We start from the raw sequence: 19,416 nt of genomic DNA, 5'->3' as shown, positions 1-19,416 counted from the left end.
TCCTCAAAACTGATTTCGATTCTTGAACAACAGATACAAGAAAAACGGTGCTCCTACCCCGGCGGTAAATACCCCTGCCGGAACATCGAGCGGCAGAAATACCGTACGGGCAATCAGATCAGCAGCAAACACAAGCAGGGCACCGACCAGTCCCGAAACGATGAGCATGCTGCCAAACATGCGCCCTACCAGCTTCCGGGCAATATGCGGCGCAATCAGACCGACAAAACCAATCGTCCCCGCGACAGCTACAGCAGCCCCGGCCAGCAGTACACTGCACAGTAGCAGCGCTGAACGATGACGCTGTACAGTGACCCCCAGCCCGGTGGCCAGATCATCCCCGAATTCCTGTGCGTTCAGACTGCGGGCAAACCAAATCGCCAACGGAAGCACGATTACAATCACCGGGATGATCGTTCTAACATCGGTCCACGATGCGCCATACACACTCCCCGTCAGCCAGATATACGCCTGACCAGCCGTATAGAATGGACTAAGGATCAGCATGAAGGTCGTCCCGGCCCCCGTAATGGCTGACACTCCGATTCCGATCAACACCAGCCGAATCGGGCTAACTCCTTTTTTCCAGGCAAGAAGATAGATGATGATTGCAGTAATCATCGCCCCCATAATGGCAAACAACGGCAACAGCTTGATACTGATGGTTCCACCCAGCAGGGTGACAAAACCTACAGCGGCAACGGCAGCTCCTCCCGTTATCCCGATCACATCCGGTGAAGCGAGCGGATTACGGATAATCCCCTGCAAGAGGGCACCAGACATGCCTAGTGCTGCACCAACAAGCAACGATAACAGCACACGCGGCAGCCTTAGCGTCAACACGACAAAGTCATGATCACCTGCGCCCAGACCGAAAATCGTCTGTAGCACATTCAGCGGAGATATAAAATCATTACCCACACTGGTTCCTGCAATGGATGCAATCAATACCAAAACCATACAGATTCCGATGATGAGCAGCGATTTGCGCTCCATTTGCAAGGATAACGTATCTTTTTTATTGCGAAAAGTAATCATCTTCCTCATATCTTCGTCCCCCCTTTGCGGGCAATATAGACGAAGAAGGGACCACCAATGAGCGCTGTCATAACGCCAAGCGGAACTTCCTGCGGCATGATGATCAGCCGTGCAACCACATCCGCTGCCAATAACAAAATGGCGCCGCCCAGAATACAGTAGGGAACAAGCCAGCGGTAGTCGTTGCCTACAAACGCCCGCATGATATGCGGTACGACTAATCCTACCAGACCAATCGAACCGGCCACCGCAACAGAACCACCGGCCAGTAATACTGTAACGGCTCCCATAAGTACCTTAACCAGTAGCACGTTCTGTCCCATGCCTTTCGCGATATCATCACCGGTCAAAAGCAGATTGATCGCCCGACCCATAAACAGGGATATCACAGCGGCAACCGTCATATATGGCAGTACAGGATAAAGCATATCAAGTGTTCGACCGCTCACTGAACCTGCAAGCCAGAACAACACGTCCTGTAATCCCGTTCCATCCAGCACCAGGATTGCCTGTGTGAACGAAGCAAAAAGTGCAGAGATAGCGGTACCCGCCAGCACAATCTTGATGGGAGTCAGACCATCACGACCGATGGACCCAAGCGCGTACACAATCACTGTTGCGAAGGTTGCCCCAGCAAAACCAAACCACATCATCGTACTGAGCGAGGACACCGACAGCACCACGATGGCAATAACGATAAAAAAAATGGCACCCGCATTGATCCCAAACACACTTGGTGAAGCGAGCGGATTACGAGTTAGCGCTTGCATGAGTCCTCCCGCCACCGCCAAACTTGCACCAACAACAGCGGCAAAAATTGTGCGTGGCAAACGTTCTGTCAGAAGTACGACATGCTCCACGGAGCTTTCGTCATAGTGTTGTAGTGCATTCACTGCTATTTGAAATGTTATGTGTGTACGCCCCAGTATCATGCTGGCTACACAGGCGAGTAATAGCAAAATGAATAAGCCGGATAGTCCATAAATTTTCGTACTTGCCTTCGTAAAAAGGGGAAACATATTCTCACTCTTTCATCCGTGAAATGCAAAAAGACCTGCCTGCCCATACGCTTCGTATACGAATGTCCTGGTACATGGCAGGTCTTGCTCCCATTAGTTCAGATTGAACTGCTTGTATAGGTCGTCCAGCATCATGTTGGCCGATGTGTATCCGCCCCCCATGTTCCAGGCCACTTCATCAACCTGTACTAGCTTATTATTCTTCACTGCATCGAGATTTTTCCAGAGCGGACTGCTGGTCCAATCCTTATAGTTTTTCTCAATAGCTTCTGTTTCCGTGCCTGAATTGAAGTTGAAGATCATATCTGCGTTCATATCCGGGATGTTCTCTTTCGAGGTCAACTCCACCCCCCAGGTGTCTTCATCATGTCCAGGCGGTCTGGTAAATCCAAGCTCTTTCAATATTTTTCCGGCGTATCCCATATAGAAAATGCGAACCTGATCGGCTCTAAAATTCGTAATAGTTGCTTCAATGGGAAGACGGTCACCCATTTTGCCTTTAAAATCCGCTACCCTTGCATCCCAATCAGCAAGCAACTTGTCCGACTGTTCCTTCATATTCATCGCTTCACCAGCCGTCTTTACCGTCTCTTTCCAGTCAAACAAAGTCTCGGTAACTACCGTTGGAGCAATCTGGGACAGTTGATCATAGATATCTTCATGTCTTGTTTTGGTGGCAATGATTAGATCCGGCTTCAATTTGTTGATCTCTTCCAGGTTCGGCTGTGATTCCTGACCTACTTGCGTCACACCATCCAGATCATCTCTCAAATATTTATATACGGGTTGCTGAACCCAGGATTCCACAACACCCGTTGGCTTAACACCAAGTGCAACAACAACATCATTGGCACCCTGGAACAAGGTTACAATCCTCTTCGGAGTTCCCTTAACTGTCGTTTCACCCATGGCATGTTTGATAACTCTGGTCTGCTCGTCCGCACCACTGCCTGCTGCATTGCTCTCATTACCACTTGCAGACTTACTTGAAGGGTCTGTTGTCCCTGTAGTTCCACCCGAGGCACAACCAGCCAGCACCGATATCAACAGAATAAGTGCTGTATAAATATGTAGCTTTTTGGTCAATCCAAACATGTAGTCCAACTCCCCCTTTTCATTCTAATTGATATTAAAAATCATTATCAATTGTATTGTAATTCAGTTGGGTACATTGTTCAAGCATATTGATACTGCTGCGGAAGAACTCCCCATGCCCCTGGTTTCATGTTGAAAATCTCCTTGTACAGTAAAGGCTTGGATCAATACAAAATGCTCAGTATTCAAAAAGGCGTAACCCACGATAGTTGATGGGTTACACCTTTATAAGAATTCATGACCTGTCTTCAAAAGACAGCGAGCTCAGACAAACACATCGATTAAGGTGTATGCCTGCCTACATATTGATAAGTACCTTTCGGGTATAGTTTCATGATATTTGAGTACATATGCGACCGTATTAAATTCATTTGGGTTATAGAAATGACCCTCTTGATTAAAATAGGCAACATTCGTCACATCCATGAAATCGTAAAAGGGGCTATTTATGATCAGATACGGTATTACTGGATTAACCGGATATAGTGCTATGCTGGATACGTTCATACGGTTCGTGTTTTTCATGAATTGGTGAACCTCCAGCTCATATCCTTCTAATTTATGAGAGAAGTCACATTCTCGGTTGTAAAACAATTGCAGCACGATGCGACCGTCTCCACCATCGACATATTGTAAAAAAACAAAAGAGATGCCTCCTGTGGTTCCTGATGAACCTGAAATATAGTCGCTCTGCCAGCAACTCCTACGACCTACTTAAGCTGGACTCTTAAAAAAGTCAAATAATGGGGTCCCCATGCCATACCTGCCAGCAACGTCACCATCAGCACTTTTTGCCATTCTTTATTCGTTTCTTGATTCATCAGACTATCCCCCGTAAACGGTTCATTCTTGTTATTAGTGAAAAGATCTTATCATCCGCCTCTGAATCAATTCTGAACAATATTAAAATTTTTTTCGCAGTCTGGGTTTTGTAGCAAATGAAAAAAAGAGCGCTCAGCCAGATGGGCTAAGCGCTCTAAAACGTTGATGTACAGGCCGTGTCAGGAAGCCGTAGGATTCCATTGAAAGGTAGCCGCGGACTTGGATGGAAGGGTAGATTTGAAAACCTTATTTCCATGCCGAACCTTAAATGTCTTTGTCTTCTCTCCCGTATTGGCGGCAATCAGGACAAGCGTACCGTCGGGGTTGCGATAGGCGACCGTTTCAATACTCCCACTATAATGTGTAGAATCAATACGTACCGCACCTGGACGGACGAATTTGCTGGCGTGCCCAATCGCATAGTACTCCACATTTTTCGTAACGGCACCGCTTAACGGGTCGATGGTTACTACACCTCTACAGTTGGCGCAACCTCCATTGGTCGGACCCCCGGACGGGTCAAGTGCGATATTCCAAAAGAGGACATTTTGCGACCAGTTTCGGGGTGCACCAATGATCAGCTTGGACATATCCCAGCTCAAATTATCTCCAAAGCCCGGACTCCACGCTCCCCCACTACATTCTGTCATATATACAGGCTTATCAGGGAAAGCATTATGCACATCTGTCATCGCTGTGGGCTCTCCTTTGTAGCAATGAAAGGCCGTTCCGTGCGTATAGTTTCGAGCCTGTTCATCTCCTAACACGGTCTTGGCATATTCGCTCCCTGTATCCCAGTTATGGTCAAAGGCAATAATGTGAGTAGATAAATGGTTTCGATTTAGGGTGGGACCCAGATATTGTTTAATAAAATTCGCCTGTTCTGCTGCTCCCATACTCATGCTGGGATACTTGGGCGTCGTGAATTCTGGCTCATTTTGAATGGAAATCGCCTGAATCGGAATTCCCTCGTTCGCATAAGCCTGTAGATAACGAACAAAATAGTCAGCATACGCCTGGTAGACGCGCGGATCGGTATAATCCAAATACCAGCCGTTATAAATCTGCTCCCCATATTTCATCCAGGGCGGAGCTGTCCATGGGGTTCCCATAATCTTTAAATCCTGGTTTCTTCTCAGGATTTGCTTCAACACATCGATCACATCCCGATCCTTGGCGATGGAGAAATGATTCAGCTCATAGTCCTTGCCTGTTGCCACATCGTCATAGGTATAGCTACCAGGCTGTCCCTGTTCATCTACGGAATAATCTGAGGCTCCAATGGTATGGCGAATATAACTTAGTTGAATGCCACTGGCTGTAAACAAATCATTTAGCAGCTGATCACGCTGATTGGCAGACATGCCATGATTCATCAGGTATGCGGACGAACCGGACACCGCTGCGCCAAATCCCTCCATCGTCTGATAATGAATATCTGGCTTAATCTCAATCGTCAGTGTATCCGCATTCGCTGCATTTTCTTTACTGTTATCCTTATCCCAACGGATCGGGGTTTGTTGGGTTAAGCGATTCGCCGGGTCGGGTGTTGTTAGCCACATGTTGACGTTATTTTCTGCTTTCGGCCCCGGAACATTCCGTATAGCCATATTGGCCAGGACCGCACAGATCAAAATGGCTACTGCAGCTATAAGCAGCCAGATGTCAGTACGTCGTTGCTTTTGGAGTTTTTTCATCTATATCCTCCTCTCCCCATCATTATCCTGTCCCCATCCTCCCTACTATTTCAGCTTTCACTTGGGTTTCCCTTTGCATACCTGTTGGACGTTTACATACCGATAGCAAAAAGAGAGCCGGTGCTTGTGCCCGTGCTCTCTTGAATATAACCATTTTAAAACAAATGTAACGGGATTACTTTTTTGCCTTTTCTGTAGAGGTTGCCGGAATCGTAACACTTCCTGTCAGTCGTAAATCCTGTGAGGAGCTGCCCACATAAATGGGCACTTCACCCGCTGGCATAACCCATGCTTTGGACTTTTCATCCCAATAAGAGAAAGCTTTCGGGTCGAGCTCAATGCGTACCTTCTTCTCTTGCCCCGGCTTTAACTCTACCTTGGACCAGCCTGCCAGTTGACGGGATGGAGTCTCTACGTTTGTCGGAAGCTTACCGCTGTACACCTGTACAACCTCAGCTCCGGCTGTTTTGCCAGTGTTCTTCAATTTTAGCGAAACTTCTACGGAACTCGTACGATCGGATTTTTTTCCACTCGCATGCTGTTTTGTTTTCAGATCACTATATCCGAATGTCGTATAGGATAAACCGTGTCCAAAGGAGAACGCCGGTTGAATACCCGATTTCTCATACCCACGATAGCCTACAAAAATACCATCTGAATAGTCACCTATACCGTTCACACCTGGAAACTTCTCTGGTGAGGACACGGGTGTAGACTGCTCGTTAACCGGGAAAGTTACCGGCAATTTACCAGAAGGATTCACATCACCGAATAAGACGCGCGCTATAGCATTTCCTTGCTCTTGTCCAGCAAACCATGCTTGTACGATGGAAGGGACTTTGTCCTGCCATGTATCCATTTGCACAGCTCTGCCACTCATTTGTACGACAATGGTTTTCGGATTTGCAGCCGCAACCGCACGGATCAGCCGATCCTGATTGTTCGGTAGTTCCATATCGGAACGCTCAACATATCCTTCGCTCTCATACGTACGCGTAACAACAATCGCAACATCCGATTTTTTCGCCAATTTCACAGCGTTGTCAATCAACTTATCTGACGTATCTGCCGGAGGTTCCCAGCCCAGACGAACCATACCACCGGAATCACGACCATTTGTCGGATAATCAGCGCGGTATTCAATACGTATCTTGTGCTTTTCACCCGCTTTAAGGGAGATGTTTTTCTTCGTAGTGCCCAGCTTTTCACCTTGATTATCCACCAATAGCTTATCGTCGAGATACAGCTTGCTTGATCCCAAACTGGTTAATGACAATGCATAGTCACCATCCTTGGGAGCTGCAATTGCCCCTGTCCAGCGTGCAGATATCAAGCCGTTCAGTGTCGTTGGTGTATTGGGAACTTTAGGGGACTTCGCATTGAAGCCCTGATAATTATAAAATCCAAGGTTCATATTGACTTGGTCATCATTGCGTACAAGAATCGGATTGCCTTCCATCTTGTTATTCTTCCAGTATTCGCCTCGAAGCCCCTGTTCGCCATCTCCATAAGTCGCATATCCAACACTGATATCCTCTTTCTGATCAGATGTAGTCAACAGTGAAGACGGAACAGCAGATGGCCCTGGCATAATGTCTCCTGCAGAGATCGGGTCTGTGCCCGGTGCATATTGGACGGTAACTCCTTTGCCGACACGATTGCGGATGCCCTCTAACGGACTCACGGTATACGTCGGGTTCACCAACGAACTGCCTCCGCCTGCCACAGTGCCGTTATCTGCATCGGGGCCAATCACAGCAATGGACTTGAGTTTATCTTTAGACAACGGTAATGCATTGTTTTTATTTTGAAGCAGTACCATACTTTCCTCAGCCAATTGACGGGCTGTCTTGCCATGGTCACGGGCATCAATTTGATTATTTTGAGCCGGGCGATCGAATAAACCTTTGCTGAACATTTGCACCAGAATGCGCCCAGCCTTATCATCAATCGTTTTTTCACTTACCTTGCCATTCTTAACAGCCGCCAGCAGCTGATCTCCCCATTTACCATATGGTGTCCCCGGTGTTTCCAGGTCCAATCCGCTATTTGCTGATTCGACTGTACTCAGGTTCGCACCGTAATCACTCATCACGAAGCCCTTGAATTGCAGCTCCTTCTTCAAGAGGTCCGTCAAAAGAGTTTTGTTCTCACAAGCAGACTCGCCGTTGACCTTGTTAAAGGAGCACATGGCCCCTCCCAAATCTGCCTTGGCGATGACTTCTTGGAACGGGCGTATGTAAATCTCATGCAACGCACGGTCACTGACTTTGACATTCGTCGTGAAGCGCTCCGTTTCCTGATTATTCATAAGGTAATGTTTCGCAGTCGCCAAAACAGGGTGGCTTTGTATACCTTTGACATAAGCGGTCGCCATTTGCGATTGCAGTAGCGGGTCCTCACCCATAGATTCAAAGTTTCGCGATCCCCATGGAATACGGGCAATATCCATCCCCGGTCCAAGCGCAACATTATGAGTTGTATTAAAAGCCTCGTCTCCGATCAAATCACCATACTGTTTGGCAGCTTGGGTATCCCACGTTGCAGCCAACGCAATTGGAGCAGGCAACGCAGTAGATTGCTTGTCCTGCACATCTGGATTGGCGATGCGCACACCCGCAGGTCCATCTGCCATCGTCAGCGCCGGAATACCCAACCGCTCCATCGAATTATTATAAAATCCATAGTAATTGTTGACCTTACCAGTCACCAAATCTATTTTTTCTTCCAGCGTCATTTCTTGCAGCAGCAACGCTGTCCGTTTCTCAGCCGACAGGGCCGTGTTCATCCAAGGCCGATCTGTCTGGCTTCCTGCCGCTCCTGCAATATTCATAGGTCCGATCACAACAGCCGCGATAACTGTCATCATCACCATACGGAACAACCATGTTGATTTCACTTTCACGTTTGTAACTCCTCCTTGATGTTAGGTCATGAGGTGAATGTCTATTCAACTCTCACAGGCTTGCAAAGGCTCTCGATCCTGCGAGCTCCGACAAGAATCGAGAGCTACGGGATAAGCAAGCAAGTCAGCAAAAGCCGCAATGGCTCAAGTGACACGTTTACCACCCTACCGTACATTTTCGAAAATTTCATTGAAAGTTTTTGGAAGTACAGCACTAGGACCTTCATTCTTCTCCATAAAAAGAGAGCGCTCACAATTCACTTAACTGATAATAAAATTACACTTTTGTAACTTTTTAATGACTATTTTTTAACTAATTTAAATTACAAAAAATGATTCATATGTCCCACTCTTGATTGACTCATATGGCGTTACCTATCGTGCGACCAAAGTCGCTATTTGGGAATTGGAAATAATTATGTATGAGGATTTTTCAAAAATCCCATAAGCGACTTCCAATGAACAAGATATAGATCGCAATGTTAATTCGTCTATATCTTGCACTTCGGAGCGACTGGAATCGAATTTTGCAAAATCCTAGTATAAAAAATAACGCTCACAAACAAAAAAAATTCCAGAGAACCTGAAAGGTCCCTGGAATTAATGTGATTATTCAAACGGATACCGAAGCCCCCACTGTGAACGAATCTGATCCATCAGTTTCATAATTCCTAATGATTCATCCAAAGAAATAGTAGAACTTTCGAGCAAGCCTTCGTGCAAGCAACGCCCGACTTCTTCTGCTTCAAAGGCATAGCCTGTAGAGGATCGGTCATCCTGAAAGTTTTGTGCCTCTTCACCGTCCACAACTAAAGTAGCCGATGTGCTGTTCAGGAATGACGGAATGTGGATATAGCCCTTTGTTCCATGGATGTATGCCTCATTCGTCAATCCGAGACGGACTGCCCCGTTAAGCATAGCCGTGCGTCCTTTTCCATAATCCAGCAAGATCGAAAATGTCTCGTCAACGCCTGTCTCCCCGATATGAGCAGTGCTCCATACATGCTCAGGTTCAGGGCCGAAGACCATTGAAGCAAAAGAAACCGGATAAATCCCTGCATCCAATAGAGCACCTCCGCCCAGCTCAGGGTTCAAAAGCCGCCCCTCCGGGTTCCAATCTATCCGAAAACCAAATTCCGCCTTAACCAGCTTTACCTCACCAATGTGTCCCGCATGTATCCACTCCCGCACTTGGCGAATCGGAGGCAAAAAACGTGTCCACATTGCTTCCATCAGGAATAGCTTACGCTCACGTGCAAAGCCGATCAGTTCCTCCAATTCTTTACTATTGACGGTGAAGGGTTTCTCACACAAGACCGCTTTCCCCGCCCGAAGAGCCGTCAGAACATTTTCTTTATGAAAAGGATGAGGAGTCCCTACGTAAATAGCATCTATCTCGGGATCTTGTGCTAATTCCTCATAGCTCCCGTAAGCCCTTGATATTTGATGCTTAGCTGCAAATTCGGTAGCGCTTTCAATAGTGCGTGATCCAACAGCATACCCTTCTCCATTCGTAACATGCGCCAAATCCGCCACAAATTGATCTGAGATCCAGCCTGTGCCGACAATTCCCCATTTAATCTTTTTGCTCATACGTATGTCCCTCCCAGCAATTTGGTTAACGTTGACTTACAACATACCCTTTTATTCTAGCAAACGCCTGTCCTAAACAAAAGAAGCATCTGCTAGACGACGGTTTCTTTTGTGGCCTAGCAGCATCTTCATTTATACCCATTATTGAATGACGTATCTGTAAAACTTTTTATCCACTTTCATGACTGGAAAACCAAGCGGCAATTCTCCAGGAGCTATACTAACAAAGCCGTTCTTCTCATAAAAACGATGAGCTGCTACGAATTGTGGTGTTGTTCCAAGATAGATTTCTTCAATAGACCTTTCCCTAGCCCATCCTATGGCATGATGCAATAATTGATTCGAAACATTGAATGTTTTACCTCTATAGTTTTGTTTTACAAACATCTTTCTGAGTGCTGTCTTACGGTTCCCAATATCTAACAAAGCTATAGTCCCTACTACGTTTCCTTCACTAAGAGCCACCCAGAAGTTGCCGTTACCACGCTGATAAAAGTTTTCAATATCAAGCAAATCTGGCTGATCTTCTTTGGTTATGGCGATATCATATTCATCTTTTTGAATATGTAAAATTAAATCAACAACTTGTGATTGATATTCGGTTGAGTACTCTTTTAGAAAGATATTATTAAACATCGTTATGTTCTCCTATGATCGTCAATTGTTATACTGTTAGATTCCTATCAAACCACAGAACCTAAAATATTACCCATATCTCCTTATTCGTGCTCGATAAACGCTCAATATTAAATAACTCAACCTCCGCAACTAAACTAAGTTTCCACCTACACAGTCGAGGATGCAAAATCATTGTTTAGGTGCGAACGTTGAGTTAATTATGAATCTATATATATATATCAGAATTCTATTCTACGCTTGAAGCTGTGTAAGAATTTGCGGGTCCTTGATCTTCTGATCCTCCGCCAACAACACAACTTTGGATAGAATCTCAGCTGTTCTTGGGTCCTCGTCCAGAAACGGCAGGAAGATGCGTCCACGATGCTGCGAATGCACCGGGATAATATGCAGTGCTCCCTTCGCTTGCTTGTAGACACCCCCGCTTCCCAGATGCACAGCATATTCGCCAAGAGTCCCATCTACACGTGCATAATTCCCATCCAAGCGTACATTGCTAATTTTCAGCAGGCGAAGTGATTCCTGCACAATAACCCTACGCATTTCAATGGTCGTCAGACTGGCCTCTGGATCAACGCCACCTACATGGGCAACACTGACGACCAGATCCACATCCCGCATAACTTCGGAGAACAGAACAGGAGGAACTTCGTTCAACGGTACGCTCTTATACGTTGTCCGATCAAAGAACTGCACTGTCTCCAGTGTAGGAGCCTCGGTATCCGCTGGTGAGAACCAGTCCGCCATGGCATACAGGTTCGCAATCAGATTCTCAGCATAGTACACCTTCTGAAGTCCGTCCTCATAGCTGACTGTCCATTGGCGACCTTTCAATAGGGATACCGTTTTATTCGGCTGTACCTGGTGTCCTGCATATCGACGGGAAACGGTCGCACTTGCACGTTCATCAGCATTCAGCAAGTACAGCTCACGGAACACCTGCTTAAATGGCTGGCGTATCTGGCGGTCGAATAAGTCCTTCTGGAAGTCGCTCCAACGACCACTTTCGAACAAATGAAGGGGATGGGCAATAATCAGCTTGTCCTCTTCTCCTATAGTATGCTGTTCAGCAAAAGAAGCCGTCAATACCAACGTTTCCTCATTAAAATATCCGAGGTGATCATCAGCCTTGAACACCAGTGTCCGCACCAACGGAGCAAGCACAGGATTACCCAGCAATCCTCTCAATTCCTTCACCATAAAGGTCGTACCAGACTCCATAGAGCGTTCCAATTCTTTGCGAGCTCTGCGGTACTGATCCACTAGATCTCCTTTAAGCTCCTTCAGCGACGTAACATACTCATCCTTCTTGAAACGAGCCGGAATGGATTTCAGCATCTTGCCTTTGCTGACAATTTCAATATCTGCCGCTCCTTCAGCATCAATGAAGAGCTGTACTGTTGTAGCCTCGTCCAAAGCATGTGGCTCAAAATAAGACCGAAGATCATCCAGCTTACGAGCTTCCATATCCCATACGAGACGGGTTACGTCATCATAGCCTGCGTTACGTGCCAAATTCCCGAGCGCAATCCGTGAAACGAGTGCCTCACTGGCCTTACGCTGTGCGCCGAATTTTTTGCTTTGTTCCAGAAACCTCTGGATAAAATCATAACGTTCGCGTACATCTGGTTCAGGCGGCTGAGCAAGTGGAATCAGACTGTAGGTCAGCAAATGGTCTTTGTTTCGCTTGTCCTCCACTGATTTTTCCATTTCACTCCGTTTGAGCTTACCCAGCGTCGCATCTGCAAACAACTGGGATCGACGATGATTGGCTCCAGCCGAAATATACTTGGCACAATCGTACAGCAGGTCAAAACGTTCCTCGCCCAACGTCTCATAGGCCTCATGAAACCAGTGAATATCGAAGGCACCATCATTAAAATCTTGTGGAGCAATCGGCGAGTAATGAGCTACAATCGTTTCCTTCTCGGCCGAAAAACCTTCATTGATATGCGCATGGAAATACCATGCCGCACTGCGCAGCCCTTCCCAACCGAGATAGTCTGCTACAATCTCAATCCACTGCGGTGCATACATAGCCGCCTCCAGCAGACGTTTATCTGTAATTTTAGTGTTCTTCAGCTTTTCCTTGAGCAACGTGGCATCCTCGCCATCACTCGGATAACATGCCTTGAGCAAGTGGCTGAACGATTCCTTTTTGGTAATACGATCACCGTAGCCGTACACATAACCACGCACAAACGTTTCCTTGTCGAGACCCTCCAGAATACGGATGAAATAATCCATACCTTCAAATTGGCTCAAGCCCATAACCTTTGGCGTAGCCTCGGTAGGCAAATCGCCTCGAACCAATTCAATCTCTAGCAGTCGATCAATAACCGTACGACGTATCTCCAAAAATTCTGGTCTGCTAGAAATCCATGTATTGCGGGCATTGGTTAAGGAACTCATATGTCTTCTGCTTTCACTACCAGCCAGCAGCTCCCGATACACTTCACCTACACCAATCAACCCTTTTTCATATGCTTTGAAGTAATCCTCCAGATCCAGCGGAGAATAAAAACGATTTTCCGCTCCTGGCAGTTCTGCGTAGTTCACAAAGGTATGGAAAAAGCGCTTAAAGGACTCATCATCATGGACCTGCCCCTTCTCCAGTGCCACCCACGGTCCAGACAATAGATGGAGCATTCCCATATCCTCTTCAGGTCTGTCCTTAGGCATGCCTTGCATTAGTGAATTTAAAGCAAGGTCAATTACGTCAAATGTTTGGTCACCGGATGTGTCCATAAAATAAGCATTAACTAGTGTGCTTACCTGATCGGAATAGGTCAGCTCTGCCATCCACTTCTGCACCTCGTTAATGCGATCCAAAGAATACATTTGCTCAGCGAAATCTTTACGCCATCCTTCCAGCAGCTTGTGCTTGCTTTGTTCTGAATAGTCCATGTTAAAAGAAAAGTATCGATAATAGCGATCCAGCGTTCGGTCCATAGGCTCTAATCGGTCATAAAAAACAAGCTCCAGCAGTTCACGCGCTTCCATGCCGCTTTCCTGCAAATAACGGTCCCACTCCTCATAGAGAGGATATAAAGACAGTCTGGAATCTACTTCTTCATCGATCTGAACCAGCCGTAGAGGGCGAAGGTTCGTCCCAATAAGCAATGTATCTTTGTAGCCCGAATAATACTCCGCAGTATATTCCACATCACGATGATGATGAACAAGCTCATCCAGTCCACTCAAGAACTGCTTGAGCTTCTCCAATGGACTAACAAAAACATCGGCCAATCGAAAATCACCCAGATCAACTTTCTCTTCCAACCAAGCTTCCTTGACATTCGGATCGTACAGTCCAAAACCGTTAGCCCCTGTATAAGCATCCTCCTGTCCCAGCTTGGACAGCAGTTGCTCCTCTTTGGTTGTAGGTTGCTGAATGATATCCGCCAAAGTCCGCAGGCTTTCATACTGTTCGGCACGATCCGGGTCTGCATATATCTTCGTCAATACTTCCAGTCCACCCAATCGTTGCAGCTCCACCTTAGCACGCAGCAAGCGTTCCAATGAGCCAGCGAGCGGCTCTTCCGATTGTGAGAGCAACACACCAATGACACTTTGGCGCAATGATCCCGTCTTGAGCTTTAATAAGGCTTCCATTTGTTGCATTTCTGGTTCCGACAGCGTCAGCTTACGCGCCTTGGCCACAGCGAACTCACGGATACTCATACTTTTGTCAGACAAACTGGAAAAAATAAAATCACGTTGTACCGCATCCTCAGGTTTTTGCACAAAATGGTTCAACAGTTCGCCACGCAGATTAGGGCTAATCTGTTCCTTTAAGGCTATGATTTCCCCAATCCAGGAAGCATCCATATCATAACCAGCGAGATACAGCATTTTTTGAATAGGTGCATCTGAGCGGTGATACAGATTAACAAAATCCAGCACCTTGGAGGGCTCGGTGGACTCACCCTTTTTCATATGTACAAACAGGTTATGAAGTCGTTCAAAATCCTTACGCCGCTCCTCTTTGCTCTCCAGCAAAGGAGTACGCACCACTTTAACGATCCGATCCGCGACCGTCCCGCCTTCTACCCATTCATAAAAATAATTGCTTGTATAGTTCGTCAGTATCCAATATTGAAGCTCTTGGTCCGTTTCACCCAGATATTCTCTCGCAATTCCGAGGCGCACATCCTTGTTGTCACTGTTAGACAGTACATACAGTGCTACGATCTTCTGGTAAGTTACTCCTTGTTCCATGAGTTTCCGAACCTGTCCATACAAATCACGTTCCTCATGTACTGCCGTAGCCCACAAACTCATATAAACTTCATTAGCATTTGAGCTGGTCAGCCATTCCTGGCGCAGTTCACTACGAGTCAATGCTTCATATGCCTGCTCGATCAGTTGGCGAACGACCCGCTGATTGGCGGATTCCAAGCCCATTCCCGTCCATACTGCAAGCGCCCGCACCACCGAACTGTAACGAATGAAGCCTTGGTCGATGATTACCTTCAACAGATATATTAGAGCCTCCGGGGTTCCTTCATCCATTTGTTCCACGATACTTTGGCGCAATCCCTCCTGGAGTTTGGCGGCTGCCAAGAGCTCGCCGATCATGCGATAATTCTCCTCCTGATGACTCAGGAGCATGCCTTTAATCATATTGCGCGTAAGTAACGCCGCCTGATTATCCCCATAAATAATAGCTTTTAACGCCTCAAGCACCTGTGAATTACCGTGATCCAGCTCATAAGCAATCCAGTCACCAATCGTTTCCTGAATCCGGTAATCTCTGCCTGGTTCATAATCCTTTTTTGTTAAATAATCCATTACGGAGAACCCGATACAGTCCATTCGGATCAACTGCACCATTCTTTTATAAACCCGGGAAGTATGGGCCGTAATATCCGAAGTGCGAAACGGTTTGCGCGCATACCCTGTGCTGTATGGATATTCAGTCACATGCTCCGTTAGATGTGCGAATACATCGCCTGCTGTTTGTCCAATTAGAGCATATAATACCTCTGTCAGTGGCTTAAACAGCGGTTCTCCGCTTTCTGTCGCCCGTTCTTTTAATATTCGCTGACATTCATTAAATGGCTCCTCGTTCTCCTGTATGTAATGAAGCTTACCTAGTTCCACAACATACTGAGCCAACTCCTGTTGTGGTCCATCCAGTTGCGCCGCGCGCTCCTTCAGTGTGGTGAAATATTCTTGCTCATTGTTCTCTTGATGCATGTTTCGTTTCCCCCTCTACCATAGGCCTCCAGCCAGCATTGTGAAGCGTATAAATACAATCTCATTCCCATCCTTAAGTGACAAAGGAGTATCGAGTTCAATAGTTTCCTCGTCACATACAAAAACTCTGTATAAACCATCTTCAAAAGCCTGCATCGCCGTGTTCACGGCATCCTTAATATCCGGGACACCATCATTATATATGGAACCGAATCCTACTTTGCCTATCTCGCCTTGTGCCTGTACTTCTTCTCCCGTAAGGAACGGAATCAGCGCGACACTCTCCTGCTTTTCCCGCAGCTTTTGAACATTCAGAGCAACGGTTGCAGTAATCAAATCTCGCAATGTTTCTGGAGCAGGACTCAGCTCTATTTCCTGTCGTGCGAGTGCGGGCTTGCGCTTTCCCAGACTTTTTACAGTTACAAACAGCTTCATGTCGTTCCCCTTCCTTTTTATTCACGCTTTTGGCCCGTTGTCAGCTGAATTTTTTGACCCATATAAAAACATCGTTAACAAAATCGAAAACGAATGTTTGTTCGTATTTTTATTTTAATATGTTCCTTATCATTACTCCATCGCCCTTTATGACCAAAATTCGCAGCGGTGCAACACCCTAAAACCTTAAAAAATAAGACTTTATACCCTGTTTTCGATAATTCCTTTCCATATTAAGGGTGAAGAAAAGACCTGCACAAGGGAGACCATCTGCTCTTCACAGACTTCCTTCCATTATACAGGTCGTATTTCATCATAAAACGATGTTTCAACATACTTATTTATTTAAAATGCTGGAACAACGCTGTCCTTGTAATTGTCCTCAAAAAATTTACGTACTTCCGGTCCAGTCATTCGCTTTGCCAGCTTTTGAATAGCATCGGAATCTGCATTATCCTTACGCGCTACCAGATTAATGGCAAAGTGCGTATCGTCTTTTTCGGTAATCAGCGCGTCCTTCTTCGGTGTCAGACCGAGCGGCTTGGCATATGCGGGATACATGGCAGCCATGTCCACATCATCCAGTGACCGCGCTAGCATCAACAAATCCACTTCTTTAAACACAAATTTTTTCTTATTTTCAATAATATCAGCCTGTGTAGCATTATAGCCTACGCCTTCTTTAAGCTTGATCAAACCATTTTGCTCCATCATTACTAAAGAACGTCCAGTATTGGCCGGGTCATTGGCAATGGCAATAGTCGCACCTTCCGGCAGGTCTTTAACGTTCTTGTATTTTTTGGAGTACGCGCCGTAAATGGCGTTGTAAATAGGTTTTATCGCCACCAAATCAGACTTGTTGCTTTCATTATATTGTTGCATAAAAGGAGCATGCTGAAAGAAGTTAGCATCTACTTCCCGGCTTGCCAATGCGTTGTTCGGTTGGATATTGTCTGAAAGCACGACGATTTCCAGATTGACTCCGTCCTGTTTAAGCAGCGGCTTCACGATATCCAGCACATCTGTCATCGGTGGGATTAGCGTTGCCACTTTCAAGGTCACTTCTTTTTGGGAATTTGCTTCTTTAGACTGTGTTTCTGGAGCAGCCTGCTTTTGACCACCGCATCCAGCAACCAGTAGCATAACGACAGCAAATAGTGTAAGTAATTTCAAGTTCGTTTTCATGTTGTTTTTCCGACTCATTTGATGAGGAACCTCCAAGTAAATTGTGATTAGGAAGATAAAAAATGAGTTACAGTGGGAGCCGCAGCCGCTTCGCGAATGATTGTTCTTCTGATCGCTGTTGAAATGGGATTCTCTCTGATTTGTAACACAATTTATAGGTTAGAATCCCATTTCAAAGGCGAACGCTGACGCTTCTCCAGAACAATTCTGCCCGCTCCGCTTTTGGGGTACTGTAAAGTCATTTTTATTTCCCATAGTGAGTTGTGCAAGTATAGTGAAAGTTACAATTCCACCTTACCGCTTGTCGATCCGGCGGGATATGGTGCTTCCGGTGAACTGGATCGTTTGTACGAAAATAATCATGACAACGATGGTGAACGTCATCAAGCCTGTTTCAAAACGCTGGTAACCGTAGCGGATGGCAAAATCGCCTACCCCGCCGCCGCCCACAATGCCCATCACCGTGGAGTAGGAGATGAAGCTAATGGTGGACGTGGTCAAACCCAGTACAAGCCCGGAACGAGCCTCCACGTACAGAAATTTAAAAATAAGCTGGAGGGTGGATGCCCCCATAGAAGTAGCGGCTTCAATTACACCTTTGGGCACCTCGAGCAATGATTGCTCCACCAGCCTCGAATAATAGGCGATGGCCACCACTGACAAGGGAACCGTTGCAGCCATCGTGCCCAGCGCCGTCCCTACGACCAGACGTGTAAATGGAATCATAAACACGACGAGCAGCAAAAATGGGAATGAGCGGATAATATTGACCACACTGTTCAATAGGGTGAACAGCAGTCGATTTTCATATTTTTGCCCTTTACCACACAAATACAAAATCGTTCCTGCCGGAAGCCCTAACAGTACAGCTGCTGCGATAGAAATCCCCACCATGATAAACGTCTCTCCGATGGCTTTCCATATCTCAGACTGATATTGCGCAATGATGCTCAGCATTTCATTCATCAGCTTCACCTGCTCCCGCTGTTGAACCTACCGCGGTGTCAGCTACACGCTGCGTTGAAAGTAGCTGCCCATCTCGCATTTCTGATACACGGGTACAAATATTGCGTACCACGTCCATATCGTGCGTTACGATTACAATAGTAACTCCCAGTTCACGGTTGATCTCCCGTAACACGCCCAAAATATCCGCGGTCGTCTGCGGATCAAGCGCCGAGGTTGGCTCATCACACAGCAGCACCGCAGGTCGATTCGCCAGCGCTCTGGCTATCGCCACACGTTGCTTTTGGCCTCCGCTCAGTTGTGCCGGATACTGTTCTGCTTTATCAGCTAAACCGACGAATTGCAGGCATTCGCGCACACGTTCCGCTCTCTCTTTTTTCGCGACACCTGCCAGCTCTAACGGCATTGCCACATTTCCACTGACCGTCCGATTGTGAACAAGATGATAATGCTGAAAAATCATCCCTATGGATCGCCGCGCTTCTCGGAGACGTTTTTCCGGCATGCGAGTCAGATCTTCCCCGTTTACAACCACGTTTCCCTCATCCGGCCTTTCCAATACATTCATCAACCGGAGCAACGTAGACTTGCCGGCACCGCTGGCACCTATGATACCGTGAATTTCCCCCTCTTCCACTTGAAGGGACACGGATTGAACCGCATGAAATTGGCCGCTTGAGGTGGTATAATGCTTGCTTACCTGATGCAGCGTAATCATGAAACTTGGCCTCCTGATGATCCATTTCTCAGGGAAAATGTAATAAGCCCGCCAGCCCGGGCGGGTCTGTACGAGCCGTCAATTCCCATTGCATTAATATACCAC

At 46.5% G+C, this 19,416-nt stretch carries 12 protein-coding genes; all 12 read right to left on the bottom strand.

Annotated elements, in window-relative coordinates:
• Window positions 1-3 precede the first annotated feature (3 nt).
• On the bottom strand, window positions 4-1,047 hold the full coding sequence (locus ACYCSE_RS13845; protein ID WP_348621657.1) for a FecCD family ABC transporter permease: 1,044 nt from the start codon (window positions 1,045-1,047) through the stop codon (window positions 4-6).
• The gene (locus ACYCSE_RS13840; RefSeq protein WP_459698427.1) at window positions 1,044-2,057 is read right to left on the bottom strand and encodes a FecCD family ABC transporter permease; all 1,014 of its coding nucleotides are present in this window, start codon (window positions 2,055-2,057) and stop codon (window positions 1,044-1,046) included. Before ACYCSE_RS13840 ends, ACYCSE_RS13845 begins: the two co-directional genes overlap by 4 nt.
• A 93-nt stretch (window positions 2,058-2,150) precedes the next feature.
• The gene (locus tag ACYCSE_RS13835) at window positions 2,151-3,152 is read right to left on the bottom strand and encodes an ABC transporter substrate-binding protein (protein WP_061830591.1); all 1,002 of its coding nucleotides are present in this window, start codon (window positions 3,150-3,152) and stop codon (window positions 2,151-2,153) included.
• Between the two features lie 1,001 nt (window positions 3,153-4,153).
• Window positions 4,154-5,671, bottom strand: a complete 1,518-nt coding sequence (locus ACYCSE_RS13830) for a glycoside hydrolase family 30 protein (protein WP_459698426.1) — start codon at window positions 5,669-5,671, stop codon at window positions 4,154-4,156.
• Between the two features lie 175 nt (window positions 5,672-5,846).
• Window positions 5,847-8,576 (bottom strand): glycoside hydrolase family 3 C-terminal domain-containing protein, encoded by a 2,730-nt coding sequence (locus tag ACYCSE_RS13825; RefSeq protein WP_459698425.1) that lies wholly within the window; start codon window positions 8,574-8,576, stop codon window positions 5,847-5,849.
• Window positions 8,577-9,185: 609 nt separating this feature from the next.
• Window positions 9,186-10,169 (bottom strand): Gfo/Idh/MocA family protein, encoded by a 984-nt coding sequence (locus ACYCSE_RS13820; RefSeq protein ID WP_459698424.1) that lies wholly within the window; start codon window positions 10,167-10,169, stop codon window positions 9,186-9,188.
• Window positions 10,170-10,310: 141 nt separating this feature from the next.
• Window positions 10,311-10,805 carry a GNAT family N-acetyltransferase gene (locus ACYCSE_RS13815; protein ID WP_459698423.1) on the bottom strand — a complete coding sequence of 165 codons (495 nt, stop codon included), beginning with the start codon at window positions 10,803-10,805 and terminating at the stop codon, window positions 10,311-10,313.
• Window positions 10,806-11,039: 234 nt separating this feature from the next.
• Complete coding sequence (locus ACYCSE_RS13810; protein WP_459698422.1) at window positions 11,040-16,007, bottom strand: DUF5724 domain-containing protein; 4,968 nt, start codon at window positions 16,005-16,007, stop codon at window positions 11,040-11,042.
• 15 nt (window positions 16,008-16,022) lie between these two features.
• A complete protein-coding gene (locus ACYCSE_RS13805; protein WP_254329646.1) occupies window positions 16,023-16,442 on the bottom strand; it encodes a hypothetical protein in 420 nt (139 codons plus the stop codon).
• A gap of 345 nt (window positions 16,443-16,787) precedes the next feature.
• Complete coding sequence (locus tag ACYCSE_RS13800; RefSeq protein WP_061830605.1) at window positions 16,788-17,645, bottom strand: MetQ/NlpA family ABC transporter substrate-binding protein; 858 nt, start codon at window positions 17,643-17,645, stop codon at window positions 16,788-16,790.
• 276 nt (window positions 17,646-17,921) lie between these two features.
• The gene (locus ACYCSE_RS13795; RefSeq protein ID WP_459698421.1) at window positions 17,922-18,593 is read right to left on the bottom strand and encodes a methionine ABC transporter permease; all 672 of its coding nucleotides are present in this window, start codon (window positions 18,591-18,593) and stop codon (window positions 17,922-17,924) included.
• Window positions 18,586-19,311 (bottom strand): methionine ABC transporter ATP-binding protein, encoded by a 726-nt coding sequence (locus tag ACYCSE_RS13790; RefSeq protein ID WP_013308946.1) that lies wholly within the window; start codon window positions 19,309-19,311, stop codon window positions 18,586-18,588. Before ACYCSE_RS13790 ends, ACYCSE_RS13795 begins: the two co-directional genes overlap by 8 nt.
• Window positions 19,312-19,416 lie beyond the last annotated feature (105 nt).

The sequence above is a fragment of the Paenibacillus sp. SEL1 genome, assembly GCF_054602535.1.
Note: the sequence above shows the minus strand (reverse complement) of the source record. Positions and strands in the feature narration are given on the sequence as shown.

Excerpts from the sequence above, each read along its gene's own strand:
- ACYCSE_RS13830 (WP_459698426.1), bottom strand. The coding sequence starts at position 5,671 with ATGAAAAAACTCCAAAAGCAACGACGTACTGACATCTGGCTGCTTATA.
- ACYCSE_RS13815 (WP_459698423.1), bottom strand. The coding sequence starts at position 10,805 with ATGTTTAATAATATCTTTCTAAAAGAGTACTCAACCGAATATCAATCA.
- ACYCSE_RS13840 (WP_459698427.1), bottom strand. The coding sequence starts at position 2,057 with ATGTTTCCCCTTTTTACGAAGGCAAGTACGAAAATTTATGGACTATCC.
- ACYCSE_RS13800 (WP_061830605.1), bottom strand. The coding sequence starts at position 17,645 with ATGAGTCGGAAAAACAACATGAAAACGAACTTGAAATTACTTACACTA.
- ACYCSE_RS13835 (WP_061830591.1), bottom strand. The coding sequence starts at position 3,152 with ATGTTTGGATTGACCAAAAAGCTACATATTTATACAGCACTTATTCTG.
- ACYCSE_RS13810 (WP_459698422.1), bottom strand. The coding sequence starts at position 16,007 with ATGCATCAAGAGAACAATGAGCAAGAATATTTCACCACACTGAAGGAG.
- ACYCSE_RS13845 (WP_348621657.1), bottom strand. The coding sequence starts at position 1,047 with ATGAGGAAGATGATTACTTTTCGCAATAAAAAAGATACGTTATCCTTG.
- ACYCSE_RS13820 (WP_459698424.1), bottom strand. The coding sequence starts at position 10,169 with ATGAGCAAAAAGATTAAATGGGGAATTGTCGGCACAGGCTGGATCTCA.
- ACYCSE_RS13805 (WP_254329646.1), bottom strand. The coding sequence starts at position 16,442 with ATGAAGCTGTTTGTAACTGTAAAAAGTCTGGGAAAGCGCAAGCCCGCA.
- ACYCSE_RS13790 (WP_013308946.1), bottom strand. The coding sequence starts at position 19,311 with ATGATTACGCTGCATCAGGTAAGCAAGCATTATACCACCTCAAGCGGC.
- ACYCSE_RS13795 (WP_459698421.1), bottom strand. The coding sequence starts at position 18,593 with ATGAATGAAATGCTGAGCATCATTGCGCAATATCAGTCTGAGATATGG.